We start from the raw sequence: 19,976 nt of genomic DNA on the forward strand, positions 1-19,976 counted from the left end.
ACCCTTTCCGAAACCCTAGCGGGGTATCATGCGAACGGATTAACCGTTCACGCTGTCTTTGAGTGCCTTGGCGATTGTCATTTTGACAACCTTGTCGGCTTCCTTCTTGATCTGCTCACCCGTGGCCGGGTTGCGGACCATGCGCTCTGGGCGCTCGCGGCAATAGATCTTGCCAACACCTGGCAGTGTCACGGCGCCGCCGCCGGATACTTCCTTGGTGATGATGCCAGTTACGGCATCCAGTGCAGACCCTGCTGCTTTCTTGTCCATGCCTGTTTCGTCGGCAAGTGCAGCTACCAGCTGCGCCTTTGTCATTGGTTTTGTCGCCATTTTACTGGTCTCCCTCGTTCGCCCAGCAGTTGGGCCTCTTACCCGCTCATATAACGGTATGTTGTGGGACACCACAACGATTAGTGGCACATTTCAAGTGAAAATAACGGGTTTTGGGTCGTTTTTTGCCGAATTACAGGAAAGCTGTCTCTTCAAAGCTACGTAATTTGCGGCTGTGGATGCGTTCAAGGGGCATTTCACGCAACCTTTCCATCGCTCTTATACCAATCATCAGGTGCGCGGCCACCTGTGTTTTATAGAAATTCGACGCCATACCGGGCAATTTCAGCTCCCCGTGCAGGGGTTTGTCGCTGACGCAAAGCAAGGTGCCGTAAGGGACCCTGAACCGGAATCCATTGGCCGCAATCGTCGCGCTTTCCATATCGAGCGCAATGGCCCGCGATTGGGAAAGCCGCTGGACCGGCCCCGCCTGTTCGCGCAGTTCCCAGTTGCGGTTGTCGATAGTGGCCACGGTGCCGGTGCGCATGATCCGTTTGAGTTCGTAGCCTTCCAGTTCGGTCACATCCGCCACGGCGGTTTCAAGCGCGATCTGGATTTCGGCCAGCGCGGGGATCGGCACCCAGACGGGCAGGTCATCGTCCAGCACGTGATCCTCCCGCAGGTAGGCGTGGGCCAGCACGAAATCCCCCAGCCGCTGCGAATTTCGCAGGCCTGCGCAGTGGCCGACCATCAGCCAGGCATGGGGCCGCAGGACGGCGATATGGTCGGTCGCGGTTTTGGCGTTCGATGGGCCAACACCAATATTGACCAGCGTGATCCCGGCGCCATTCGCCCGTTTCAGGTGGTAGGTCGGCATCTGGGGCAGTTTGGCAGGCACTGGCAGGGGCGCGTCGGCCTGTGTGATTTCGACGTTTCCGGTGCTGACAAAACTCGTGTAGCCGCTGTCGGGATCGGCAAGCATGTGGCGGGCATAGGCCTCGAACTCTTCAACGTAGAACTGGTAGTTGGTGAATAGAACGTGGTTCTGGAAATGCTCGGCCGCGGTCGCGGTGTAGTGCGACAGGCGGGCGAGCGAATAGTCGATCCGCTGGGCCGTGAACGGGGCGAGCGGCAGGGCACCGTCGGGATATTTGAACCCCTCGCCGTTGACGATGCTGTCATGCGTGGTGCTGAGATCCGGCACATCGAACGTGTCGCGCAGGTTGAATTCCAGCGACCCGTCATGCGGCACGGTCAGGTTGGGGTCGTTGGCGGCGGCAAAATGCACGGGCATTTCGGTTTTTGAAGGGCCGATAATCACCGGCATTCCATGGCTTTTGATCAGCAGGCCGATTTGCTGGCGCAGGTAATCGGCGAAAAGATCAGGGCGGGTGACGGTGGTCGCATAGGTGCCGGGTTCGGCCACGTGACCGAATGACAGGCGCGTGTCGGTTTTGGCGTAGGTCGTCGTGGTCAGCCGGATTTCGGGGTAGTAGGCGCGCACGCGTGTTTCCGGCTGCCCCTCGCGCAGGGCCTTGATGAAGTTTTCGGACAGGAAGCCGACGGCGCTCTGATAGAGTTCCTGCAACCGTTCGACGGCTTTGCCCGCGTCGGTAAAGGCCTCTGCCTTGGGGGTATCCGGTGTCTGGATATGGACCTTTTGCGCCACGTTCATGCGTTCTCCTCGAACAGTTCGGTAATTTCAAATTTGTCGACGTCCACCAGACCCAGATCAGAGATGCGCAACGAGGGGATGACAACAAGCGCCAGCAGCGAATGCTGCATATAGGCGTTATTCAGCGTACAGCCGCATTCGGCCATGGCGGCGACCATGCGGTCGGCCTTTGCCGCGACCTCGGCCGCCGGGCTGTCGGACATCAGGCCCGCGATGGGCAGTTCGACCAGTGCGATTTCCTGCCCGTCCTTCCAGACGGTCACACCGCCGCCGACCTCACCCAGCCGGTTGGTGGCTGCGGCCATCATCGCCCGGTCGGTGCCCACCACGATCATGTGGTGGCTGTCATGGGCCACGGTGGAGGCGATGGCCATCTGCCCGGTATAGCCGAAGCCGGACACGAAGCCGTTGACTACATCGCCCGTGCCCCGATGCCGTTCGACAAGGGCGATCTGATAGGTGTCACCTTCGCCCTCGACCAGACCGTCGACGACGGGCAGTTCGGCTGTCAGCGCCTCGGTCGGGGCCTGGTTTTCGACCACACCGATGACCTTGGCCTTGACTTTGTTGGCGCCGTCCGGGGCCTTGATGGCGAAATCTGTGTCTTGCAGCGTCTTGCCCATCCGCACGGTTTGCCGCGCGTCGGCGGGCCAGTCGTAATGCAGGCAATCCACTGTGATCGTGCCATCCAGCGCCACGGTCTGCCCGCGCGCGATCACTTGTTGGATCGGCAGCGTTGTCAGGTCGGAGGTCAGGATCATGTCCGCCCGCCGCCCCGGCGCGATGGACCCCAGTTCCCGTTCCAGCCCGAAATGGGTGGCGGTGTTGATGGTCGCCATCTGGAGCGCCACCACCGGGTCACAGCCGCAGGCGATGGCGTGGCGCACCACCCGGTTCATATGCCCGTCATTCACCAGCGTGCCGGAGTGGCAATCATCGGTGCAAAGGATGAAATTGCGCGGGTCGAGCCCCTTTTCCGTGACCGCCGTGATCTGGCTTTCCACGTCATACCAGGCCGAGCCGAGCCGCATCATCGACCGCATCCCGTTGCGCACGCGGGCAATCGCGTCAGCCTCTGCCGTGCCTTCGTGATCGTCGGCGGCCCCGCCGGCCACGTAGGCGCTGAATGGGATTCCCTTGTCGGGTGACGCATAATGCCCGCCCACGGTCTTGCCCGCATTCATCGTCGCCGCCATTTCGGCCAGCATCTGGGGATCGCCGTTGATAACGCCCGGAAAATTCATCATTTCGCCCAGCCCGATGATGCCGGGCCATGCCATCGCTTCGGCCACGTCATCGGCTGAAATTTCGAACCCGGTGGTTTCCAGACCGGGGGCTGAGGGTGCGCAGGACGGCATCTGGGTGTAGATGTTGATCGGCTGCATCAGTGCCTCATCATGCATCATCCGCACGCCGCGCAGGCCCAGCACATTGGCGATCTCGTGCGGGTCAGTGAACATGGTGGTGGTGCCATGGGGGATGACGGCGGCGGCGAATTCGGCGGGGGTCAGCATCCCGCTTTCGATATGCATGTGGCCGTCGCAGAGACCGGGGATCAGATAGCTGCCTTTTGCGTCGATCACCTGTGTGTCGGGACCGATGCAGTGGCTGGCATCCGGTCCGACATAGGCGAAACGGCCATTGGCGACAGCGACCTGCCAGTCGAGGATTTCGCGGGTCTGCACATTGACGAGCCGGGCGCCGCGAATGACCAGATCAGCAGGTTCACGACCCGCAGCGACGGCGACCAGACGGTGGGCCGACTCAGCCCATGATTTGAAGTGAAGTTCCATCCCCAATGGTTTCACCGTTTTTGGGGGAGGGCAAGAGGGCAACATGTCAACTGGCGAAGCTCAGACTTTCATCGAAAGTCTGGGGGCAAATCCTCGGGGAGGGTTTGAAGCCAATTTCGCTTCATCGCGCTACTTGATCTGCCTACGCGGCGAGCTTCTCCTGCTCAGCCAATCGCGCTGTTGGAACCTCAAGGCTGGTGGCTTTCTATCGTCTGTTTGATGCGCGCTATGCAGTCCTGTTCCCCGATCAGATAATTCGAAAGCGGAACACGGATAACTACGAACTCGTTGGAAATGCCTTCGTCAAAAACGACAATGCTGAGGCTGCACATGAAGTTGCTGACTTGCTCACCTCCATTTACCGACCAAGACAATATGGAGGCATTGAAAGAGACGAAGTCGGATAGAAGTTCGGGATTAGGCTGTGGGCCACCCCAACAATTCGCAAGTTCTCCCTCCAATGATCCGGCAAAAGTTCGATTTATATCGAGAGTGTCAGCCTTTCCAACTGACGCCGAGATTTGCTGAATGATTTCTGTGGGTACTTCTGTACATATTCCATTGGACGTCCCATTTTCTTTATCGGAGTCGGAAAGCGAAACCGTGGCCAGCATGGCCAGGGTCAACGACATGGTTGGCAGCATCAATTTCACGCCTTCCCCACCTCCAAAGGCTCCACGTTCGGGTTCAGCCGCACCATGGCGAGGTTCAGCGCCCCGGCCACGGTCACCCACGCCAGATACGGCACAAATGCCAACCCGGCCCAGAAATCCAGCTGCCAATGCGTTACCGTGCAGCCCAGCACCGCGACCCATAGAGCCGCCATTACCGGCAGCGCGCCTTTCAGCCGACGCAGCCCGAAGAATACCGGGGTCCAGAGTGTGTTGAAAGCGATCTGCATGGCCCAGAAGGCCATCGCATAGGCGCTTCCCTCGAGCACGGCCGCCCGCGCCCCGGCGAAGGACATCAGCAGATAAATCGTCGTCCACGCCACTGGAAACAGCCAGTTGGGCGGCACCCATGACGGCTTGTTCAGCTTCTCGTACCACTCTCCCGGAGGGAACATGGCACCAGTCGCCCCTGCGCCAAAGCATGCCGCCAGAAACATCAAGAAAAGCCAAATATCCATGTCAGGCCCCTTTCGGGGCAACAACTAGGCCATCGGGCGGTCAGTTCCAATGCCCGTCTCGCGCGCCTTCAACTCGGCCAAAATATCCAGCACGGATGATGAACGCCCGGCATTGACCCGACCCTGACCGGCTGCATCGACCAGAAACGCGACCTCGTCCAGCGGCTTGGCATAGATGACCGCCGATTTCGGCATGATCAGCGACAGGCCCGTGCGTGCGCCTGATTGCATCAGCCATCCCAGCTTTTGCGCGGTCGAAGTATGGGCGCGCATCGAAATACTGTCATAGCCTTGCCGCTTCAACTGCTTGCCAATCCCGGCATAGATCAACCGTGCCGCCCAGATGCCGGTGCGCGCCCGTAAGGGCAGCACATCAATCCCGGCCTCTGATCGGCGATACAAACGATCCGCCTCGGCCAGCAACCGCTTGACCAGCTTGCGCACATCGTTGGTGGGCAGCGGCTCACGCACGAAGTTCGCCGGGTCAATCCCGGCCTCGGCCAGCCAATCGAGCGGCAGATAGATCCGACCCATCCGGGCGTCTTCACCTACATCGCGGGCGATATTGGTCAATTGCATGGCGACGCCCAGATCACAGGCGCGCGCCAGTGCATCGGCATCGCGCACGCGCATCAGTACACACATCATGGCGCCCACTGCGGCGGCGACACGGGCTGAATAGTCTCTAACACCGCTTAACGTGTCATAACGATGCTCTGCCGCGTCCCATGCCAACCCTTCCAGCAGGGCCTCGGGCAAGGCCCGCGGCATCTCAAATTCCTCGATAATCGCGGCAAAGGCACGATCCTCTGGCGCATCCTTGGGCCGGCCTGCATAGGCCAATTCCAACCGATCTTGCAGGCGAAACACGGCCCCCGCCTGATACTCACCCTCATCCACCTCATCATCCGCCAAGCGGCAGAACGCATAAAGCGCCAGCGCGGGGTCACGGACCTTGGCGGGCAAGAGTTTGGAGGCGGCATGAAATGACAGCGACCCATGCCGGATCGCTTCTTTGCAGTGTTCTAAATCGTCAGGTCGGATCATTCGGCTGCCATTTTCAGTTCGGGTTGCGCCGGAGCGTCGGGCACCAGTTTACCCAGCACCTCGGCGCTGGAGATCACCCCTGGCACGCCCGCGCCGGGATGGGTGCCTGCGCCTACCAGATAAAGGCCCTTGGCCTCTTCACTGACATTATGGGGCCGGAACCATGCGGATTGCAGGATGCGGGGTTCGATCGAGAAGCCAGAGCCGTTGGGCGACAGGTAGCGGTCGCGGAAATCGGCGGGGGTCAGGGTCATTTCGGTGCTGATATGGGCGGCGAAACCGGGGAGGTATTTTTCCACCTCGGCTTGTACCTTGGCTTTGTATGTTTGGGTTTCGGTTTCCCAATCGACGGGATCGTCGAAGCCCAGATGCGGGACGGGGGAGAGGACATAGAAGGTGTCATCACCTGCGGGGGCGACGCTGGGGTCGGTGACCGAGGGCCGATGGATGTAAAGGCTCATGTCGTCAGCCAGTTTGCCCCTGATAAAGATGTCCTTGAGCAGGCCTTCGTAGCGCGGCGCGTTGGTGATGGTGTGGTGCCCCATATCCGGCCACATCTGCGCCGTGCCTTTGGTGCCGAAATACCAGACGAAGAGACCCATGGACCAGCGACGGGAGGTCAGTTTGCGGTCGGTCCAGCGTTTGCGCTGTTTGCGGCGCAGCAGTCGCTGATAGGTATGCCCGGCATCTGCGTTACTGACCACCAATGGCGCTTGGATCACTTCACCATCGGTCAGGCGCACCCCTTGCGCGGCATCGCCTTCGACCAGAATTTCATCTACTTCGACCCCGTGGCGGACTTGTCCACCTTGAGACCGAATAACCTTGACCATCGCATCCGCAATCGCCTGCACCCCGCCCATCGCGTAATGCACGCCGAATTCCTTCTCAAGATACGCCACAAGGGCATACATCGACGTCACATGGCGCGGATCGCCACCGATAAACAGTGGATGAAACGACAGCGCCATGCGCAGCCGCGCGTCTTTTACCCGCCGTTTGGCCAGCCCAAGGATCGACTGATCGGCGCGCAGCATCGCAAATTGCGGCAGTACCTTGATCGTTTCCCAGAGCCGGTGCATCGGCTTGGCGACCATGCCTTCGAAGCCCAGGACATAGCGGCGTTCGCTATCCTTTAGGAACTTCTGGTAACCCTTCACGTCACCGGGGCTGAGCCGCGCGACCTCTGCCAGCATGGCGTCGGTGTCCTGCCGTGCGGTGAAGGTGGATCCGTCGGGCCAGCGGACCTCGTAAAACGGGTCCATCGGGCGCAGATCGACATCCTTGTGAAAATCGCGCCCGCAGGCTGCCCATAGCTGTTCGTAGACCTGCGGCACCGTAATAATGGTCGGTCCCAAGTCGAATCGATGTCCATCCTGCGTGACAGATGATCCGCGTCCGCCGGGCCGATCCAGCCGGTCGAGCACGGTGACGGCATAGCCCTTGGCGCCCAGACGCATCGCTGCGGCAAGGCCGCCAAGCCCCGCACCGATAACGATAGCAGCGTGCGAGTCGCTCTGATCAGGTGTCATCATGCCTCAACAGTAATAGTGTAATGTTAAGTTGACAAATATTATCGCGCGATCTTCCCAACTGGCCGGTCCTATGTCAGGATAAATTGACACTACGTAAGGTTTCTGCCCGTGACCCAGACCGTCACCCTGTCATTCTTTCGCTTCTCCGGGCTACGCGCCCGGGCGTGGGCGCTGATGATGATGGGGGCGGCGCGGCGGCCGCTGGCGCAGACCCCCGATATCGGTTTCTGGAAGCTGTGCGGCGCGGGCAAGGGCGAAGGGTTCAGCCCGACGGTCAACCCTTATACGATTGCCATCCTTGCCACCTGGCAAACGCTGGAGCTGGCGCAGGACCGGACCGCCAGCGCGCCTGTTTTTCAACGCTACCGCGCCCGCAGTGCAGAGGATTGGACCGTTTTCCTGCAACCGCGTTCCGTGCGCGGCGCGTGGGGCGGTGTTGCGCCATTTGCCCCGGATGACGCGCCTGCCGCAGGCCCCATGGCCGCGCTGACGCGCGCATCGATCCGCAAGTCTGCCCTGATGCAATTCTGGAAACAGGTGCCCGACATATCGGCCAATATCGGCGCTGATCCGAATGTGTTGTTCAAGGCGGGGATCGGCGAATTGCCGATGCTGGATCAGATCACGTTTTCGATCTGGCCCGACAAGACCACGATGGATGGTTTTGCCCGCACCGGCCCCCATGGTGCCGCCATCAAGGCGGTCCGCGATGGTCGCTGGTTTTCCGAAGAACTGTTTGCCCGTTTCGCTGTCCATTCCGACCGGGGGACATGGAACGGTACATCGCCCCTGAAAAAGCCGGAGGTTGCATGACCCCATTTCCGTTTTCCGCCATCGTCGGTCAGGAAGAAATGAAACGCGCGATGATCCTGACCGCCATCGACGCATCCATCGGCGGCGTTCTGGTCTTTGGTGACCGGGGCACGGGCAAATCGACGGCCGTTCGCGCGCTGGCCGCATTGCTGCCGCCGATCAGGGCGATCAGGCACTGCCCGGTCAACAGCGCCAAGGCGGCGGATGTACCGGACTGGGCCAACCTGAAGACCCGGCGCGCGCATGAGGTGCCGACGCCGGTGGTCGATCTGCCCCTCGGCGCGACCGAGGATCGGGTGACCGGCGCGCTGGATATCGAAAAGGCGCTGACGAAAGGTGAAAAGGCGTTCCAGCCCGGCCTTCTGGCCAAGGCGAACCGGGGTTACCTTTATATTGATGAGGTCAATCTGCTTGAGGATCATATCGTCGATCTGCTGCTCGACGTCGCCCAATCCGGTGAAAACGTGGTGGAGCGCGAGGGGCTGTCGATCCGCCATCCTGCCCGGTTTGTTCTGGTCGGGTCTGGTAACCCGGAGGAAGGTGAATTGCGCCCGCAATTGCTTGACCGGTTTGGTCTGTCGGTCGAGGTCACATCGCCCAAGGATATCGACACCCGCGTTCAGGTGATCAAACGCCGCGATGCGTTCGAGAATGACAATACCGCCTTTATGCTGCGCTGGCTGGCCGAGGATGCCGCGATCCGCGACCGGATCCTGAAGGCACGCAAATCGCTGGCGAAGCTGAAGACGCCTGACAAGACGCTGAACGATGTGGCTGAACTGTGCCTCACCCTCGGCTCAGACGGGCTGCGCGGCGAGCTCACCCTACTGAAAGCCGCCCGCGCCTATGCTGCGTGGCGCGATGACACCGCCCTGACCCGCGCGCATATTCGTGATGTCGCCCCGATGGCGTTGCGCCACCGCTTGCGCCGCGATCCGCTGGACGAGGCGGGCAGCGGGACACGGGTTGCGCGGACCGTGGAAGACGTTCTTGGATAGCTGGCAACAGGCCACGCTGGCACTGCAATTGCTGGCGATTGATCCGGGGCTCGGCGGGATCACGATCCGCGCCCGATCCGGACCAGTCCGCGATGCCCTGCTAAGGCGCGCCGATCCCGAAGCCAAACGCATCCACCCCGCAATATCTGACGAAGCACTCTTTGGCGGGCTCGACCTGTCAGCGACGTTGACAAGCGGGCATCTGGTACAGGAACAGGGCCTGTTGGCCACGCCCGGTCCCATGATCCTTGCCATGGCCGAACGGGCACCCGTGCGGCTGGCCGCGCATCTGGCGGTGGCGCTGGACAAAAACACCGGGCATACGCTTATCGCACTGGATGAGGGGGCTGAGGCGGATGAGGCTGTTGATGCCAAGCTGGCGGAACGACTGGCGTTTCATGTGGACCTGTCAGATGTCAGCTTGCGCGATGTATCCACCAATCCGCCCGGCAAAGCCGGGCAGCCCTCGACCCTCCCCATGGGAGGGGGCTTCACCCCCACCCAGGGCCGGGGGCGACTCTCTGTTGCAACTGAACTGCTGACCCAGATCACCCGTATCGCGGCTGACCTTGGTATCGACAGCCTGCGCGCGCCACTCTTTACGCTGCGCGCGGCCAAGGCCCACGCGATCCTGAACGACCGGGATCAGGTCGCCGGTGAAGATGTCGAAATCGCCTGCGCCCTGACCCTTGCCCATCGGGCGACGCGCATCCCCGAACCTGCCCCGCAGGAACCGGAGGCCCCGCCGCCGGACCAGACGGAGAACCAGAACACCGACGACACACTGGATATCCCCGACGAACTGCTGCTCGACGCGGTCCGCGCACTCCTCCCCGACAACCTGCTGGACCGGCTTGCCGCGCAAAAGGCCCGCGCCGGGCGCGGCAGCGGTACTGGCGCCGCACGCAAGGGCAACCGGCGCGGCAGGCCGTTGCCGTCGCGAGCCGGCAGGCTGAGCGATGGGGCGCGTATTGATATTATCAGCACGCTTCGCGCTGCCGCACCGTGGCAGACGATCCGGCGCAATGCGACCGGGCAGGATGGGCTGCAGATTCGACCCGCCGACATCCGGGTGAAGCGGTTCGAGGAGAAATCAGACCGGCTGCTGATCTTTACGGTCGATGCGTCCGGGTCTGCCGCGCTCACGCGACTGGCAGAGGCGAAGGGGGCTGTCGAACTCCTGCTCGCCCAAGCCTATGCGCGGCGCGATCATGTGGCACTGGTCGCGTTCCGGGGGACCGAAGCCGAGTTGTTGCTGCCGCCCACAAGATCGCTCGTTCAAACCAAACGCAGGCTCGCGGGCCTGCCCGGCGGTGGCGGCACACCGCTGGCGGCCGGCATGATCACAGCGTTTGAGCAGGCACAACACGCACAACGGCGTGGCATGACCCCCACAATCGCCATCCTGACCGATGGCCGGGCAAATATCGCGCTGGACGGGACCGCTGACCGCAAACAAGCGGCGACTGACGCGCAACAGGTCGCAAAGGCGCTGCGGGCCAATGGTGTTGACGCCATCGTCATCGACACCGGCAACCGGCCTGAACCGGCCTTGCGCAACCTCGCCCAGACGCTCGACGCGGCTTATCTGCCGTTGCCGCGGGCCGATGCGCAAAGGTTGTCGCAATCCGTTGCCATCGCGCTGGGCGACTAATGCGCTGGCCTCCGGACCCGGCGATCTGGCCTTTGACAGAGCATTCGCGACAGGTCCTGCATCGCCCGCACCGCTGGCATGTGCAGGAACACGGGGAAGGTGACACGGTTCTGCTGATCCACGGCGCGGGGGGCGCGACGCAAAGTTTTCGCCACCTGTTTCCGTTGCTGGCGCAGGAGCATCATGTCGTGATGTTCGATCTTCCGGGGCAGGGTTTCACGCAGCTGGGTGCGCAACAGCGGTGCGGGTTGGAACATATGTCTGAGGATATTCTGGGGCTGATCCGGCAAGAGGGCTGGGTGCCGTCGCGGATCGTCGGCCATTCCGCCGGAGCGGCGATTGCCCTGCGCCTGTGGGAACTGGGACTGCGCCCTGTAGACGGGATTGTCGGCATCAATGCCGCCTTGGGCAAATTCAAGGGGGTTGCCGGCTGGCTGTTTCCGATGATGGCCAAGGCACTGGCGGTCACGCCCTTCAGCGCCAGCATGTTCGCGGCGACGACAACCCGCAGCAGTGTGCGCAACCTGATCCGCGGCACCGGTTCAACGCTCGATCAGGAGGGGCTGGAGCTCTACTATCGGCTGGCCACGGACAAGGGACATGTAGACGCGACCCTGTCGATGATGGCGCAGTGGTCGCTGGACGGGCTGTTGTCGCGGCTGGGCCAGATCGATGCGCCGGTCCACCTGATCACCGGACTGAACGATACGGCGGTGCCGCCGCAGGTCAGCCGGGACGCGGTGGATAAACTTCCCGACGCAAAACTGACAGAACTTGATGGTCTGGGGCATCTGGCCCACGAGGAAGATGCCAACGCGATCGCTACCCTGATCAACCAATAAGAAAAGCCGCGAGCGTTTCCGCTCGCGGCCCCAAAACCTAGCGATAGGTCTGTCTTATTCGGCGGCAAATGTCGAAAGATAGGCGTACAGGTCATAGGCCTGCTCTTCCTGGCGGACCTGATAGGCCATTTTGCCACGGGCGCGGCGGTTATCGAGCACTTCACGCAGCCAGCCGGTGGGGTCCTGCACATAGGCCACGAAGGATTCTTCGGTCCAAGCCAAGTCTGCTTCACCCAGTTCAATCAGTGAATCGCTGTAGCGGAAACCTTCCTCGGTGCCGGGGATGCGGCCAGCGATCCCGTAGAGGTTCGGACCGGTCTTGGCGTTGCGTCCGGCCAGAACTTCGCCGGAGGCATCTGCCACGACGTGACAGGCGACGCACTGGCGGTTGAACTGCTCTTCGCCGGCGGCGGCATCACCTTGGGTGGATGCATGGCCATCTGCAAAAGCAGGCGCTGCGAGCACGGCAAATGCGGCTGCAATAGTAAACTTTTTCATGATCGTGTTCCTTTTCGATCTTACTTTGGTGACCGTTTGCCCCAGTCGTGGCTCAATGTAATGCAACAGGCGGCACGGTCCACCCCCATCTGCAAAAGAATGCGTTAACCCCGTCAGGCGACCGCATGGGCCAGCGCACATTGTCGCCACAGGACGCTTAACGCTTTGACAAGATGGTCAATATCGGCGTCCGTGTGCAACGGTGACGGGGTAAACCGCAACCGCTCGGTCCCCTTTGGAACGGTCGGATAATTGATCGGCTGTACATAAATATCCCATTCGCGCATCAGGTAATCCGCCAGCATCCGAGTCTTGACCGGGTCCTTGATCAGGACCGGTACGATGTGGCTTTCGTTATGCATATGCGGGATGCCTTCGCGATCAAGCGCGGCACGCAGGCGTGCCACCTGCCGTTTCTGGCGGGCACGCTCCATCTGCGATTCCTTGAGATAGGCGATGGATGTGCGGGCCGCAGCCGCAACTGCGGGGGGCAGTGCGGTCGTAAAGATGAACCCGGACGCAAAGCTGCGGATAAAATCGCATAGGGCAACAGACCCGGTGATATAGCCGCCCACAACGCCGAATGCCTTGCCCAACGTGCCTTCGATCAGGGTGATCCGGTCCGCCAGCCCTTCGCGTTCGCTGACGCCACCGCCGCGCGGGCCGTACATGCCGACGGCGTGGACCTCATCCAGATAGGTCATGGCGCCGTATTTTTCGGCCACTTCGACAATCTCGCGGATCGGGGCGATGTCGCCATCCATGGAATAGACGCTTTCGAAGGCGACGATCTTGGGCACGTCCTTTGGCAGGGTACGCAGTTTCATCTCAAGATCATGCACGTCGTTATGCTTCCAGATAACCTTGGTCGCCCGGGAATGGCGGATGCCTTCGATCATGGAGGCATGATTGCCTGCATCGGACAGGATCACGCAATCCTTCAACCGGCTGCCAAGGGTCGAGAGGGCGGCCCAGTTTGATACGTAGCCGCTGGTAAAGAGTAATGCTGCTTCCTTGCCGTGAAGATCCGCCAGTTCCTGTTCCAACAGCAGATGATCGTGGTTGGTGCCACTGATGTTCCGGGTACCACCAGCGCCGGTTCCTGTGCGCTCGACCGCTTCGCACATCGCCGCGATCACTTTCGGGTGCTGGCCCATGCCCAGATAGTCGTTCGAACACCAGACAGTCACATCGCGCACGCCATCCTCGTCATGATTGGCCGCCCGCGGGAATTTTCCGCATTTCCGCTCCAACTCGGCAAAATAGCGATAGTTGCCCTCGTCTTTGAGCGTGGTCAGTTGTGCGTTGAACAGGGCATCAAAATCCATCGGTCTATCTTTCTTCTTTGGTCATTGTCTTGGGCGCGGGCAACATCCAGCGCCAGAGTTTCGCGTCAGGCAGCGGCACCACCATCAGCCAGTGTTCCAGCAGGGCGAGTGCCGCAAGGGCGGTCAGCAGGGCAAAACCCACGACGCTGGCATCCGACTGCGCGGACCACAGCCGTTCGGCACAGACCGCCAGCAGCGCGGTCAGCACCGTGATTGCGGCGGGAAAGGCGAGCGTCACAGGCCCGCGCCGGAAATAGGATTTCAGATGTGCCAATCTGTCGGGCACAAATTCGGTATTGATACGCGGCACCCCGAAATACAGGTTCAGCTTGGCAAAGATCCGGGCAAGAAACAGCACTAGATAGGTTGATACCGCCATCCGGTTCGCGGCGCCGTCCGAGACGACGACAAGGGCCAACAGACCAATCACCAGCGCCAGTTCATGATAGGCGACGGTGCTGAATGCTCGAAAAAACCGGTCCTTGCCAGACAGTCCGGGCGGGCAATCCTGCCGCATCGGCCCGGTGATCACACCCGCCAGAAATGCCAGTTCGATCCAGCCCCAGATCGCGAGCGCGCCGATGAATCCCATATAGGCCCCGAGCACATTGGCAGCGGGCAACGACAGGGCCACCGCCGCAACCCCGGCCGCCAGCATCGGCAACCAGCAAAAGACGGTCATGCCGTGGCGGCCCAAACGATCCGTCCGGCGCACCGCCACCAAAATCGCCCCGGTGGAAAACCACCAGACGAAAATGGCAAACAGCGATGCGATCCAGGGTGAGGTCATCAGTAGGCAGGCTCCATCCGGGGGCTGTCTGGCACCGTGCTTTTCTCGACCGGGATGGTCAGAAGTGACACAAAGGCAAACCCCGCCTTGGCCGATCCGGCCATCCGTTTCAGCCAACCGCCAAAGCCGCCTTGCTTGCGGCCATTGGCGATCTGCACATTGGCCGCTTCCATACGGCGCAGGGTCGGTTTCCAACGGGGGTGGTCGATATCCAGCACCATCGGGAAGACCTGCCGCGAGATGTCGGAGGTCTTGCGGAACACTTCTTGTCCGTACCATTCAGGATCGACGCCAAGCGCCTTGTGGAATTCAGGACGTTGATGGTCGCGCACCCACATGGTCGAGAAAACAGCCGTGAGGAAGAACTTGATCCACATCCGGTTAACCCAGCTTTCCGTCAGCTTTGGATCGGTCTTCAGCAAGAGCGCGAAGGCCTCACCATGCGAAAACTCATCATTGCACCATTCGCAGAACCATTTGAAAATCGGGTGGAACCGATGCTCGGGGTGCTTTTCCAAGTGCCGATAGATCGTGATGTAGCGGGCATAGCCGATCTTTTCCGACAGATAGGTGGCGTAGTAGATGAATTTGGGCCGGAAATAGGTGTATTTCTTGGCCTGCGTGAGAAAGCCCAAATTCACCGCGATCCCCGCTTCGCGCAGGGCATCATTGATGAAACCGGCATGGCGCGCCTCGTCCCGCGCCATCAGTTGGAACAGGGTGGTGATATCTTCATTCGAGCCGCGCCGCTTCATTTCCTTGTAAAGCACACAGCCCGAGAATTCGGCGGTGCAAGATGAGATCAGGAAGTCGATGAATTCTGCCTTCAGCTTCGGCTCCATCCCGTCCCAGTCGACAGTGTCCCAGTCTTCGTTTTTCTTAAAATGACCCTTGTTGGGGTCCGATTTCATGCGGGCGATCAGTTTGTCCCACTCTTCGCGGACGGGGGTGACGTCAATCGCGTCCATCTCATCAAAGTCGGTGGTGTAAAAGCGCGGCGTCAGGAGCGTGTTTGACATCGCCACTTGCGTTGCTTCTTCGTTGGTCAAAGGCGGCAGGGCCTCTTGGGCGGCGATGGCTTCTTCTGCGGTGGCCGCGTCGGATGAGTGCATGTTCATGACATCACCTCTTCGCTGAATGAGAATTCGCACAGTTCCATGAACTCCAGATCGCCCGTCGCGCGGGTCCACATCTGTTCCAGTTTGCTGGCGCGGGTGATCACCGCTGTCCGCTTTTCCTCAACCAACTCGCCAAAGGCGGCCATGATTTCCGGCCCCTGGACCTGCACCGTGTCACCGGGATGGATGACCGCCCCGTTATCCAGACGCACATGCGCCGACAATTCTTCAAACCGATGCGAAATCGTTACCGTACAAGGCGCGGTTTCCTTTGTTCTAAAAAGTAGTCCCATGTGAGTTCCCTTTCACATCTGATGCGCGCGGGTGGCTAACCCACGCACGGTTTCAATCCAGCAGCCGGGCAAAGGCTGCCACGTTATCCGCCCCATAACCGATCAGTTCGACCGACATGGCGGTGGTTTCGTCAATAATCGCGATATTGCCGTTCTCGCGGCGGACAACCTGCAAGGGCTGCTCACTGGACAGTCCGTAGACAAGGCGCTTGCGGTCCACGACCCGGCCGATCACACCAATAAACCCGGCCTTGTGATCAGCCGAGGATGCCAGCAGCGTGCCGTCTGTCCCCATCACCTGATAAATCCCGTTGCGGTCGCCGGTCATCACGATGTCAAGCGATTGCACCACTGGCGCCTCGACCAGAACACCGCGATTGGGGACCTGTGCCCATTGCGCATAGGCCACGATCCCAAGGCTGGCGAGCATCAGGGCAAACATCCCCTGCACCAATATCCGTGGGACCATTTCCTTGTCCCGATGGCGCATCTGTTGTTCAAGCTGTGACATGGGCCTACTCCGCTGCGACGGCATCGCCGTCATGGGTTGCGACGCGCGACACCTGGGGCTGGGAAATCCGGGTTTCGGCGGCATCGGCAAAGATGCGGGCGACCTTTTCGGCGTCCGGGATGCAGCGCAGGGCGGGCTGGGTCCGCGCCATGCGCCAGGGCCGGACATGGGGCCAGGTCATCAGATAGGAAATGCGGGCCTCGCCGATCAGCTCGAACGCCAATGTGCCGGTGCCCGATGGCTTCAGGTCCAGCTTGGCGGTTCCGATGCAGACATAAGGCAGGTTCAGCGTCATGGTCAAAGCAGCACCGATGCGCATCGCCACCCGCTTGTTGGTCAGGGTGTACACGGTCGACCGGGCCTGCACATAGGCGATGCCATAAAGAATGCCACACGCAATCAGACCCGACACCACAAACGGCAGCCCGTGCATCAGGGCGATGCCAAAGGGAAAATCAGCCGATGACACACCCACACGCCAGAATGTGAGCAGGGCAAAATACCCGGCCACCCATCGCAACCCCAACGCCTCGCGCGCCAGACGGCGGGGATCAGGGGCGCCCTGCCACAGGATATGTTCATCCTTGGGCAACTGCTCTGGCAGGCCCCTTACGGGTTCAAAGTTGAAATCATCGTGGCTCATGGCAGGTTCCCTCTGCAATCATGCAGCCCCGGTGGCGAGCCGGGACCGCCCTAGTGTCAAAGAACGGTTTGCGACCGTTCGGGCGAGGCATAGAGTGTGCCGCCAGCGTAATAGGCGGTGATCTTGTCCTCTTCGAGAAGTGTGACCTCGTCCCCTTTCCTGGTGGCAGGCACGCCGTCCCAATTATGGGCATGCAGCGACCGGACCGTGACGCGGTCGGTGCCGATCTTGGCCATCGTCATGGGGATCAGGCGGGTCTTGCCGGTGCCTTCAGGGTTCAGATCAACGGTCAGATAACGGACCATCTGTTCGGGCACATCGACCCACATATCGGTGACACGGCCCACGACCTCTCCGTCACCGCCAACAACGGCCTTGCCGCGCGGGTCGCGCCCGGCAGAAACCTTGAAATCCTCCAGCGTGGACATCGGTTTGATCTTGGCATGTCCGTGGGCATCCAGTTCCGGAATGTCGCGGCGCGGGGCCCATGACGCGGGGCCAACGCCGTCTTTCATCGGATCGCCGGTCGGCACCCAGGGCGATCCGCTCGCCTCTGACGACCGGGCCAGCGCCAGATCAGTGCGCATCTTGCTGTCTTCATACTCTTTCGACGGCACGGTCAGTTCGCCGCGCCCATCGCGCAGATGAAACGTCTTTTCCTTCGGGATCGGCCAAAGGCTTTCATTCGCTGGCACATCGTCATCGTCATCGCGCAGGGGATAGCCCTCGCGCATGTTTTCGGTCTGCAGGTAAATCACCAGCCCTGCGAAAAAGATCCAGAAGAGCCAGATTGCCGCGCTCGCCAGATCGAAGTTTCCAAAAAATTCTACACCAACCATTGTTTTGTCCTTTCGGTGGTTAGGTCGGGAAATCCGGCAATCCCAGCTTGCCAGATGTCCTGTTCGGCACGGCCATGACCCGCACAAGCGGACCAAGGACGACCAGAGTGATGAAAAGAAGGCCAATTTCGGTATGATAAACAACCGAATAGCCGGTGGCAGGCGTGGCGAGCGCCTCTCCCAGTGTGCCGTTCCCAGCGGCATGGTTCACAAGGTCACGCAAGGTGCCCCCGATAAAGATAGACAGGCCCGCACCCGTGGCTTGGGCCGCACCCCAGGCACCAAGGGCAAGGCCCCGCCCGGCATTGCCAAGCGTTGGCATCGTCATGGCGGCGGTCAGGGTCGACACACCGAACAAACCGCCCCCGAACCCGATCAGGGCAGCACCTGCATAGAACAGGACAGGCGACCCCATCGGCGCGGAAAAGATCACGGCACAGAACGCAGCGACACCAGCCAGAATGCCCCGTGCACACATCCGGTAAGGATCGACACCGCGGGCCAGCCAACGTGCGGCAACGCCAAAGCCGACCAGTGCGCCGCCGGCCCACATGGCGGTCAGCAGCGTTGTGGCCGAAACCGAAAGCCCCAGTATTTCGCCGCCATAAGGCTCCAGCAGTACGTCCTGCATGTTGAATGCCATGGTGCCCAGGAACACGACCATCAACAGCCGCCCCGCGTCACCGCCGCTGGCCAGATCGGCCCATGCGTCGCGGAATGTGGGGCTTGCAGCCGCGCGTTCCGCCTTGCTCATCGGGCGCACCTTTTCCTGCTTCCACAAGGCAATCAGGTTCAGCAGCAGGGTCACAACGGCCGTGCCCTGGACCACCTGCACCAGCCGCAGGGCTGAATAGTCGCGCAGAAGCGCGCCAATGATGATGGCCGATATCGCCATCCCCACCAGATGCATGACATAAAGCAAGGCCACGACCTTGGGCCGTGTTTCATCCGTTGCACGGTCTGCCGCAAGCGCCAGACCTGCGGTCTGGGTCATATGCATCCCGATGCCTGTCAGCAGAAACGCAAGACCTGCGCCCACGTAGCCGGCCCATTCAATATCCAGCGTTCGATCTCCTGAAAGAACCAGCAGGGCCATAGGCATGATGGCCAGCCCGCCAAATTGCCACATCGTCCCGAACCACAGGTAGGGGATGCGTTTCCAGCCGATAGCCGATTTGTAATTGTCCGATTTGAAGCCGACCAGCGCCCGGAACGGGGCGACCAGCACCGGAATGGCGATCATTGCCGCCACCAGCATTGCGCCGATGCCCAGTTCAACAATCATCACCCGGTTCAACGTACCCAACAACATCACTGCCGCCATGCCCACCGACACCTGGAACAATGACAGGCGCAACAACTGGCCCAGCGGTAGATCATCACTGACCGCATCGCCAAATGGCAACATGTTGACTGAGATCCTCTTCAGGGCGGAGGCTTTGAAAATCATGCCCGGCCCCCTTCGAACACCAGCGCATTCGAGATGTAGAAACCGGATTTCACCCGGTCGATTTCACGCAGGTTGCCGGCTACACCTGCGGTCCGCAGTGCCTTGGCCACACCCGCCGTCGTGTGAGGCACCATCGTCGGGCTGCGATCAGCGCGGGGGAACAGTTTGCCGACCCGCCACATCGCCATCAGGGCAGGTGTGCGTGGCGGCAATGTGAACACGAACTTGCCATCCACCCGGTCAGCGGCGCGGCCGAGCAGCTCTGCAATATCAGGCGCGCTGTAGTAGATCATCGAATCCATGGCGAGCGCATGGTCAAAACCGCCACGGGTACCTTCCAGCATATCGCCTGCGATCCAGTCTATTTGTCCGGGCAGGTCTGCAGGCATCCGCTCTTTTGCGATGTCAATCAGCGCAGGCGAGATATCGACCGCAACAACGTCAGCACCGCGCTGCGCCAGTTCCACCGCCATTGTACCCGTACCGCACCCGGCGTCCAGTATCCGCGCGCCGCGCAGATCATCGGGCAATTGCCGCAACATCAGATCACGCATCCGGTCGCGACCGGCCCGCACAGTCGCGCGAATGCCCGACACGGGCGCGTCCGATGTCAGCCGCTCCCACACCTTTGTGGCGCTGCGGTCGAAATAATGCTCAACCCGGTCGCGTGTGGCGGCATAACTCGTCATTTATGCGCACCGCAGTCCCGGACCTGATCCGGGACCTCCTTGCCATACGCAAGTCCGACGT

The 19,976-nt window shown here is 61.0% G+C and carries 21 protein-coding genes; 4 read left to right on the top strand and 17 right to left on the bottom strand.

Annotated elements, in window-relative coordinates; all coding sequences use genetic code 11:
- Positions 1-39 precede the first annotated feature (39 nt).
- The 7 genes from ACFWW4_RS14435 to ACFWW4_RS14465 form a co-directional block, all read right to left on the bottom strand.
- Positions 40-330, bottom strand: coding sequence for an HU family DNA-binding protein (locus tag ACFWW4_RS14435; protein WP_393933826.1), 291 nt, complete (start codon positions 328-330; stop codon positions 40-42).
- Positions 331-463: 133 nt separating this feature from the next.
- Positions 464-1,945, bottom strand: a complete 1,482-nt coding sequence (locus ACFWW4_RS14440; RefSeq protein ID WP_393933828.1) for an AMP nucleosidase — start codon at positions 1,943-1,945, stop codon at positions 464-466.
- Positions 1,942-3,738, bottom strand: a complete 1,797-nt coding sequence (gene ade / locus ACFWW4_RS14445) for an adenine deaminase (protein ID WP_411891504.1) — start codon at positions 3,736-3,738, stop codon at positions 1,942-1,944. Before ade ends, ACFWW4_RS14440 begins: the two co-directional genes overlap by 4 nt.
- A gap of 188 nt (positions 3,739-3,926) precedes the next feature.
- Positions 3,927-4,391, bottom strand: a complete 465-nt coding sequence (locus ACFWW4_RS14450) for a hypothetical protein (RefSeq protein ID WP_411891505.1) — start codon at positions 4,389-4,391, stop codon at positions 3,927-3,929.
- Positions 4,388-4,867, bottom strand: a complete 480-nt coding sequence (gene tspO, locus ACFWW4_RS14455; RefSeq protein WP_411891506.1) for a tryptophan-rich sensory protein TspO — start codon at positions 4,865-4,867, stop codon at positions 4,388-4,390. The genes ACFWW4_RS14450 and tspO overlap by 4 nt, the downstream gene beginning before the upstream one ends.
- Positions 4,868-4,891: 24 nt before the next feature.
- Complete coding sequence (gene crtB / locus ACFWW4_RS14460; RefSeq protein WP_411891507.1) at positions 4,892-5,914, bottom strand: 15-cis-phytoene synthase; 1,023 nt, start codon at positions 5,912-5,914, stop codon at positions 4,892-4,894.
- The gene (locus ACFWW4_RS14465; protein WP_411891508.1) at positions 5,911-7,449 is read right to left on the bottom strand and encodes a phytoene desaturase; all 1,539 of its coding nucleotides are present in this window, start codon (positions 7,447-7,449) and stop codon (positions 5,911-5,913) included. The genes crtB and ACFWW4_RS14465 overlap by 4 nt, the downstream gene beginning before the upstream one ends.
- Positions 7,450-7,557: 108 nt before the next feature.
- Between ACFWW4_RS14465 and crtA the strand changes: the two genes are divergently transcribed.
- From crtA to bchO, 4 genes are read left to right on the top strand one after another with little or no spacing between them, the layout of a single operon-like run.
- Positions 7,558-8,262 (top strand): spheroidene monooxygenase, encoded by a 705-nt coding sequence (gene crtA / locus ACFWW4_RS14470; RefSeq protein WP_411891509.1) that lies wholly within the window; start codon positions 7,558-7,560, stop codon positions 8,260-8,262.
- Entirely contained in the window at positions 8,259-9,260 is a 1,002-nt protein-coding gene (bchI, locus tag ACFWW4_RS14475) for a magnesium chelatase ATPase subunit I (RefSeq protein WP_411891510.1), read from the top strand. The genes crtA and bchI overlap by 4 nt, the downstream gene beginning before the upstream one ends.
- Before the next feature lie 22 nt (positions 9,261-9,282).
- Positions 9,283-10,914 (top strand): magnesium chelatase subunit D, encoded by a 1,632-nt coding sequence (locus tag ACFWW4_RS14480; protein ID WP_411891546.1) that lies wholly within the window; start codon positions 9,283-9,285, stop codon positions 10,912-10,914.
- On the top strand, positions 10,914-11,756 hold the full coding sequence (gene bchO / locus ACFWW4_RS14485; protein WP_411891511.1) for an alpha/beta fold hydrolase BchO: 843 nt from the start codon (positions 10,914-10,916) through the stop codon (positions 11,754-11,756). Before ACFWW4_RS14480 ends, bchO begins: the two co-directional genes overlap by 1 nt.
- 54 nt (positions 11,757-11,810) lie before the next feature.
- Here bchO and ACFWW4_RS14490 read toward each other — a convergent pair whose 3' ends face one another.
- The 10 genes from ACFWW4_RS14490 to bchM all read right to left on the bottom strand — a co-directional run bounded on the left by ACFWW4_RS14490 (position 11,811) and on the right by bchM (position 19,915).
- Positions 11,811-12,254, bottom strand: coding sequence for a c-type cytochrome (locus ACFWW4_RS14490; RefSeq protein WP_393933850.1), 444 nt, complete (start codon positions 12,252-12,254; stop codon positions 11,811-11,813).
- A 113-nt stretch (positions 12,255-12,367) separates the two neighbouring features.
- Complete coding sequence (hemA, locus tag ACFWW4_RS14495; protein ID WP_393933852.1) at positions 12,368-13,582, bottom strand: 5-aminolevulinate synthase; 1,215 nt, start codon at positions 13,580-13,582, stop codon at positions 12,368-12,370.
- A 4-nt stretch (positions 13,583-13,586) separates the two neighbouring features.
- A complete protein-coding gene (gene puhE, locus ACFWW4_RS14500; protein ID WP_411891512.1) occupies positions 13,587-14,372 on the bottom strand; it encodes a putative photosynthetic complex assembly protein PuhE in 786 nt (261 codons plus the stop codon).
- Positions 14,372-15,490: a magnesium-protoporphyrin IX monomethyl ester (oxidative) cyclase gene (gene acsF / locus ACFWW4_RS14505; protein ID WP_411891513.1), complete on the bottom strand. Its 1,119-nt coding sequence runs from the start codon at positions 15,488-15,490 to the stop codon at positions 14,372-14,374. The genes puhE and acsF overlap by 1 nt, the downstream gene beginning before the upstream one ends.
- On the bottom strand, positions 15,487-15,783 hold the full coding sequence (locus ACFWW4_RS14510; protein ID WP_393933860.1) for a hypothetical protein: 297 nt from the start codon (positions 15,781-15,783) through the stop codon (positions 15,487-15,489). The genes acsF and ACFWW4_RS14510 overlap by 4 nt, the downstream gene beginning before the upstream one ends.
- 52 nt (positions 15,784-15,835) lie before the next feature.
- Complete coding sequence (gene puhC / locus ACFWW4_RS14515) at positions 15,836-16,294, bottom strand: photosynthetic complex assembly protein PuhC (protein ID WP_393933863.1); 459 nt, start codon at positions 16,292-16,294, stop codon at positions 15,836-15,838.
- 4 nt (positions 16,295-16,298) lie between these two features.
- Complete coding sequence (gene puhB, locus ACFWW4_RS14520; RefSeq protein ID WP_411891514.1) at positions 16,299-16,937, bottom strand: photosynthetic complex putative assembly protein PuhB; 639 nt, start codon at positions 16,935-16,937, stop codon at positions 16,299-16,301.
- Positions 16,938-16,993: 56 nt separating this feature from the next.
- Positions 16,994-17,776 (bottom strand): photosynthetic reaction center subunit H, encoded by a 783-nt coding sequence (puhA, locus tag ACFWW4_RS14525; RefSeq protein ID WP_411891515.1) that lies wholly within the window; start codon positions 17,774-17,776, stop codon positions 16,994-16,996.
- A gap of 19 nt (positions 17,777-17,795) precedes the next feature.
- Entirely contained in the window at positions 17,796-19,226 is a 1,431-nt protein-coding gene (locus ACFWW4_RS14530; RefSeq protein WP_411891516.1) for a PucC family protein, read from the bottom strand.
- Positions 19,223-19,915 (bottom strand): magnesium protoporphyrin IX methyltransferase, encoded by a 693-nt coding sequence (gene bchM, locus ACFWW4_RS14535; RefSeq protein ID WP_411891517.1) that lies wholly within the window; start codon positions 19,913-19,915, stop codon positions 19,223-19,225. Before bchM ends, ACFWW4_RS14530 begins: the two co-directional genes overlap by 4 nt.
- Between the last annotated feature and the right edge of the window lie 61 nt (positions 19,916-19,976).

This window comes from Yoonia sp. SDW83-1, from assembly GCF_046762885.1.
GTDB lineage: Bacteria > Pseudomonadota > Alphaproteobacteria > Rhodobacterales > Rhodobacteraceae > Yoonia.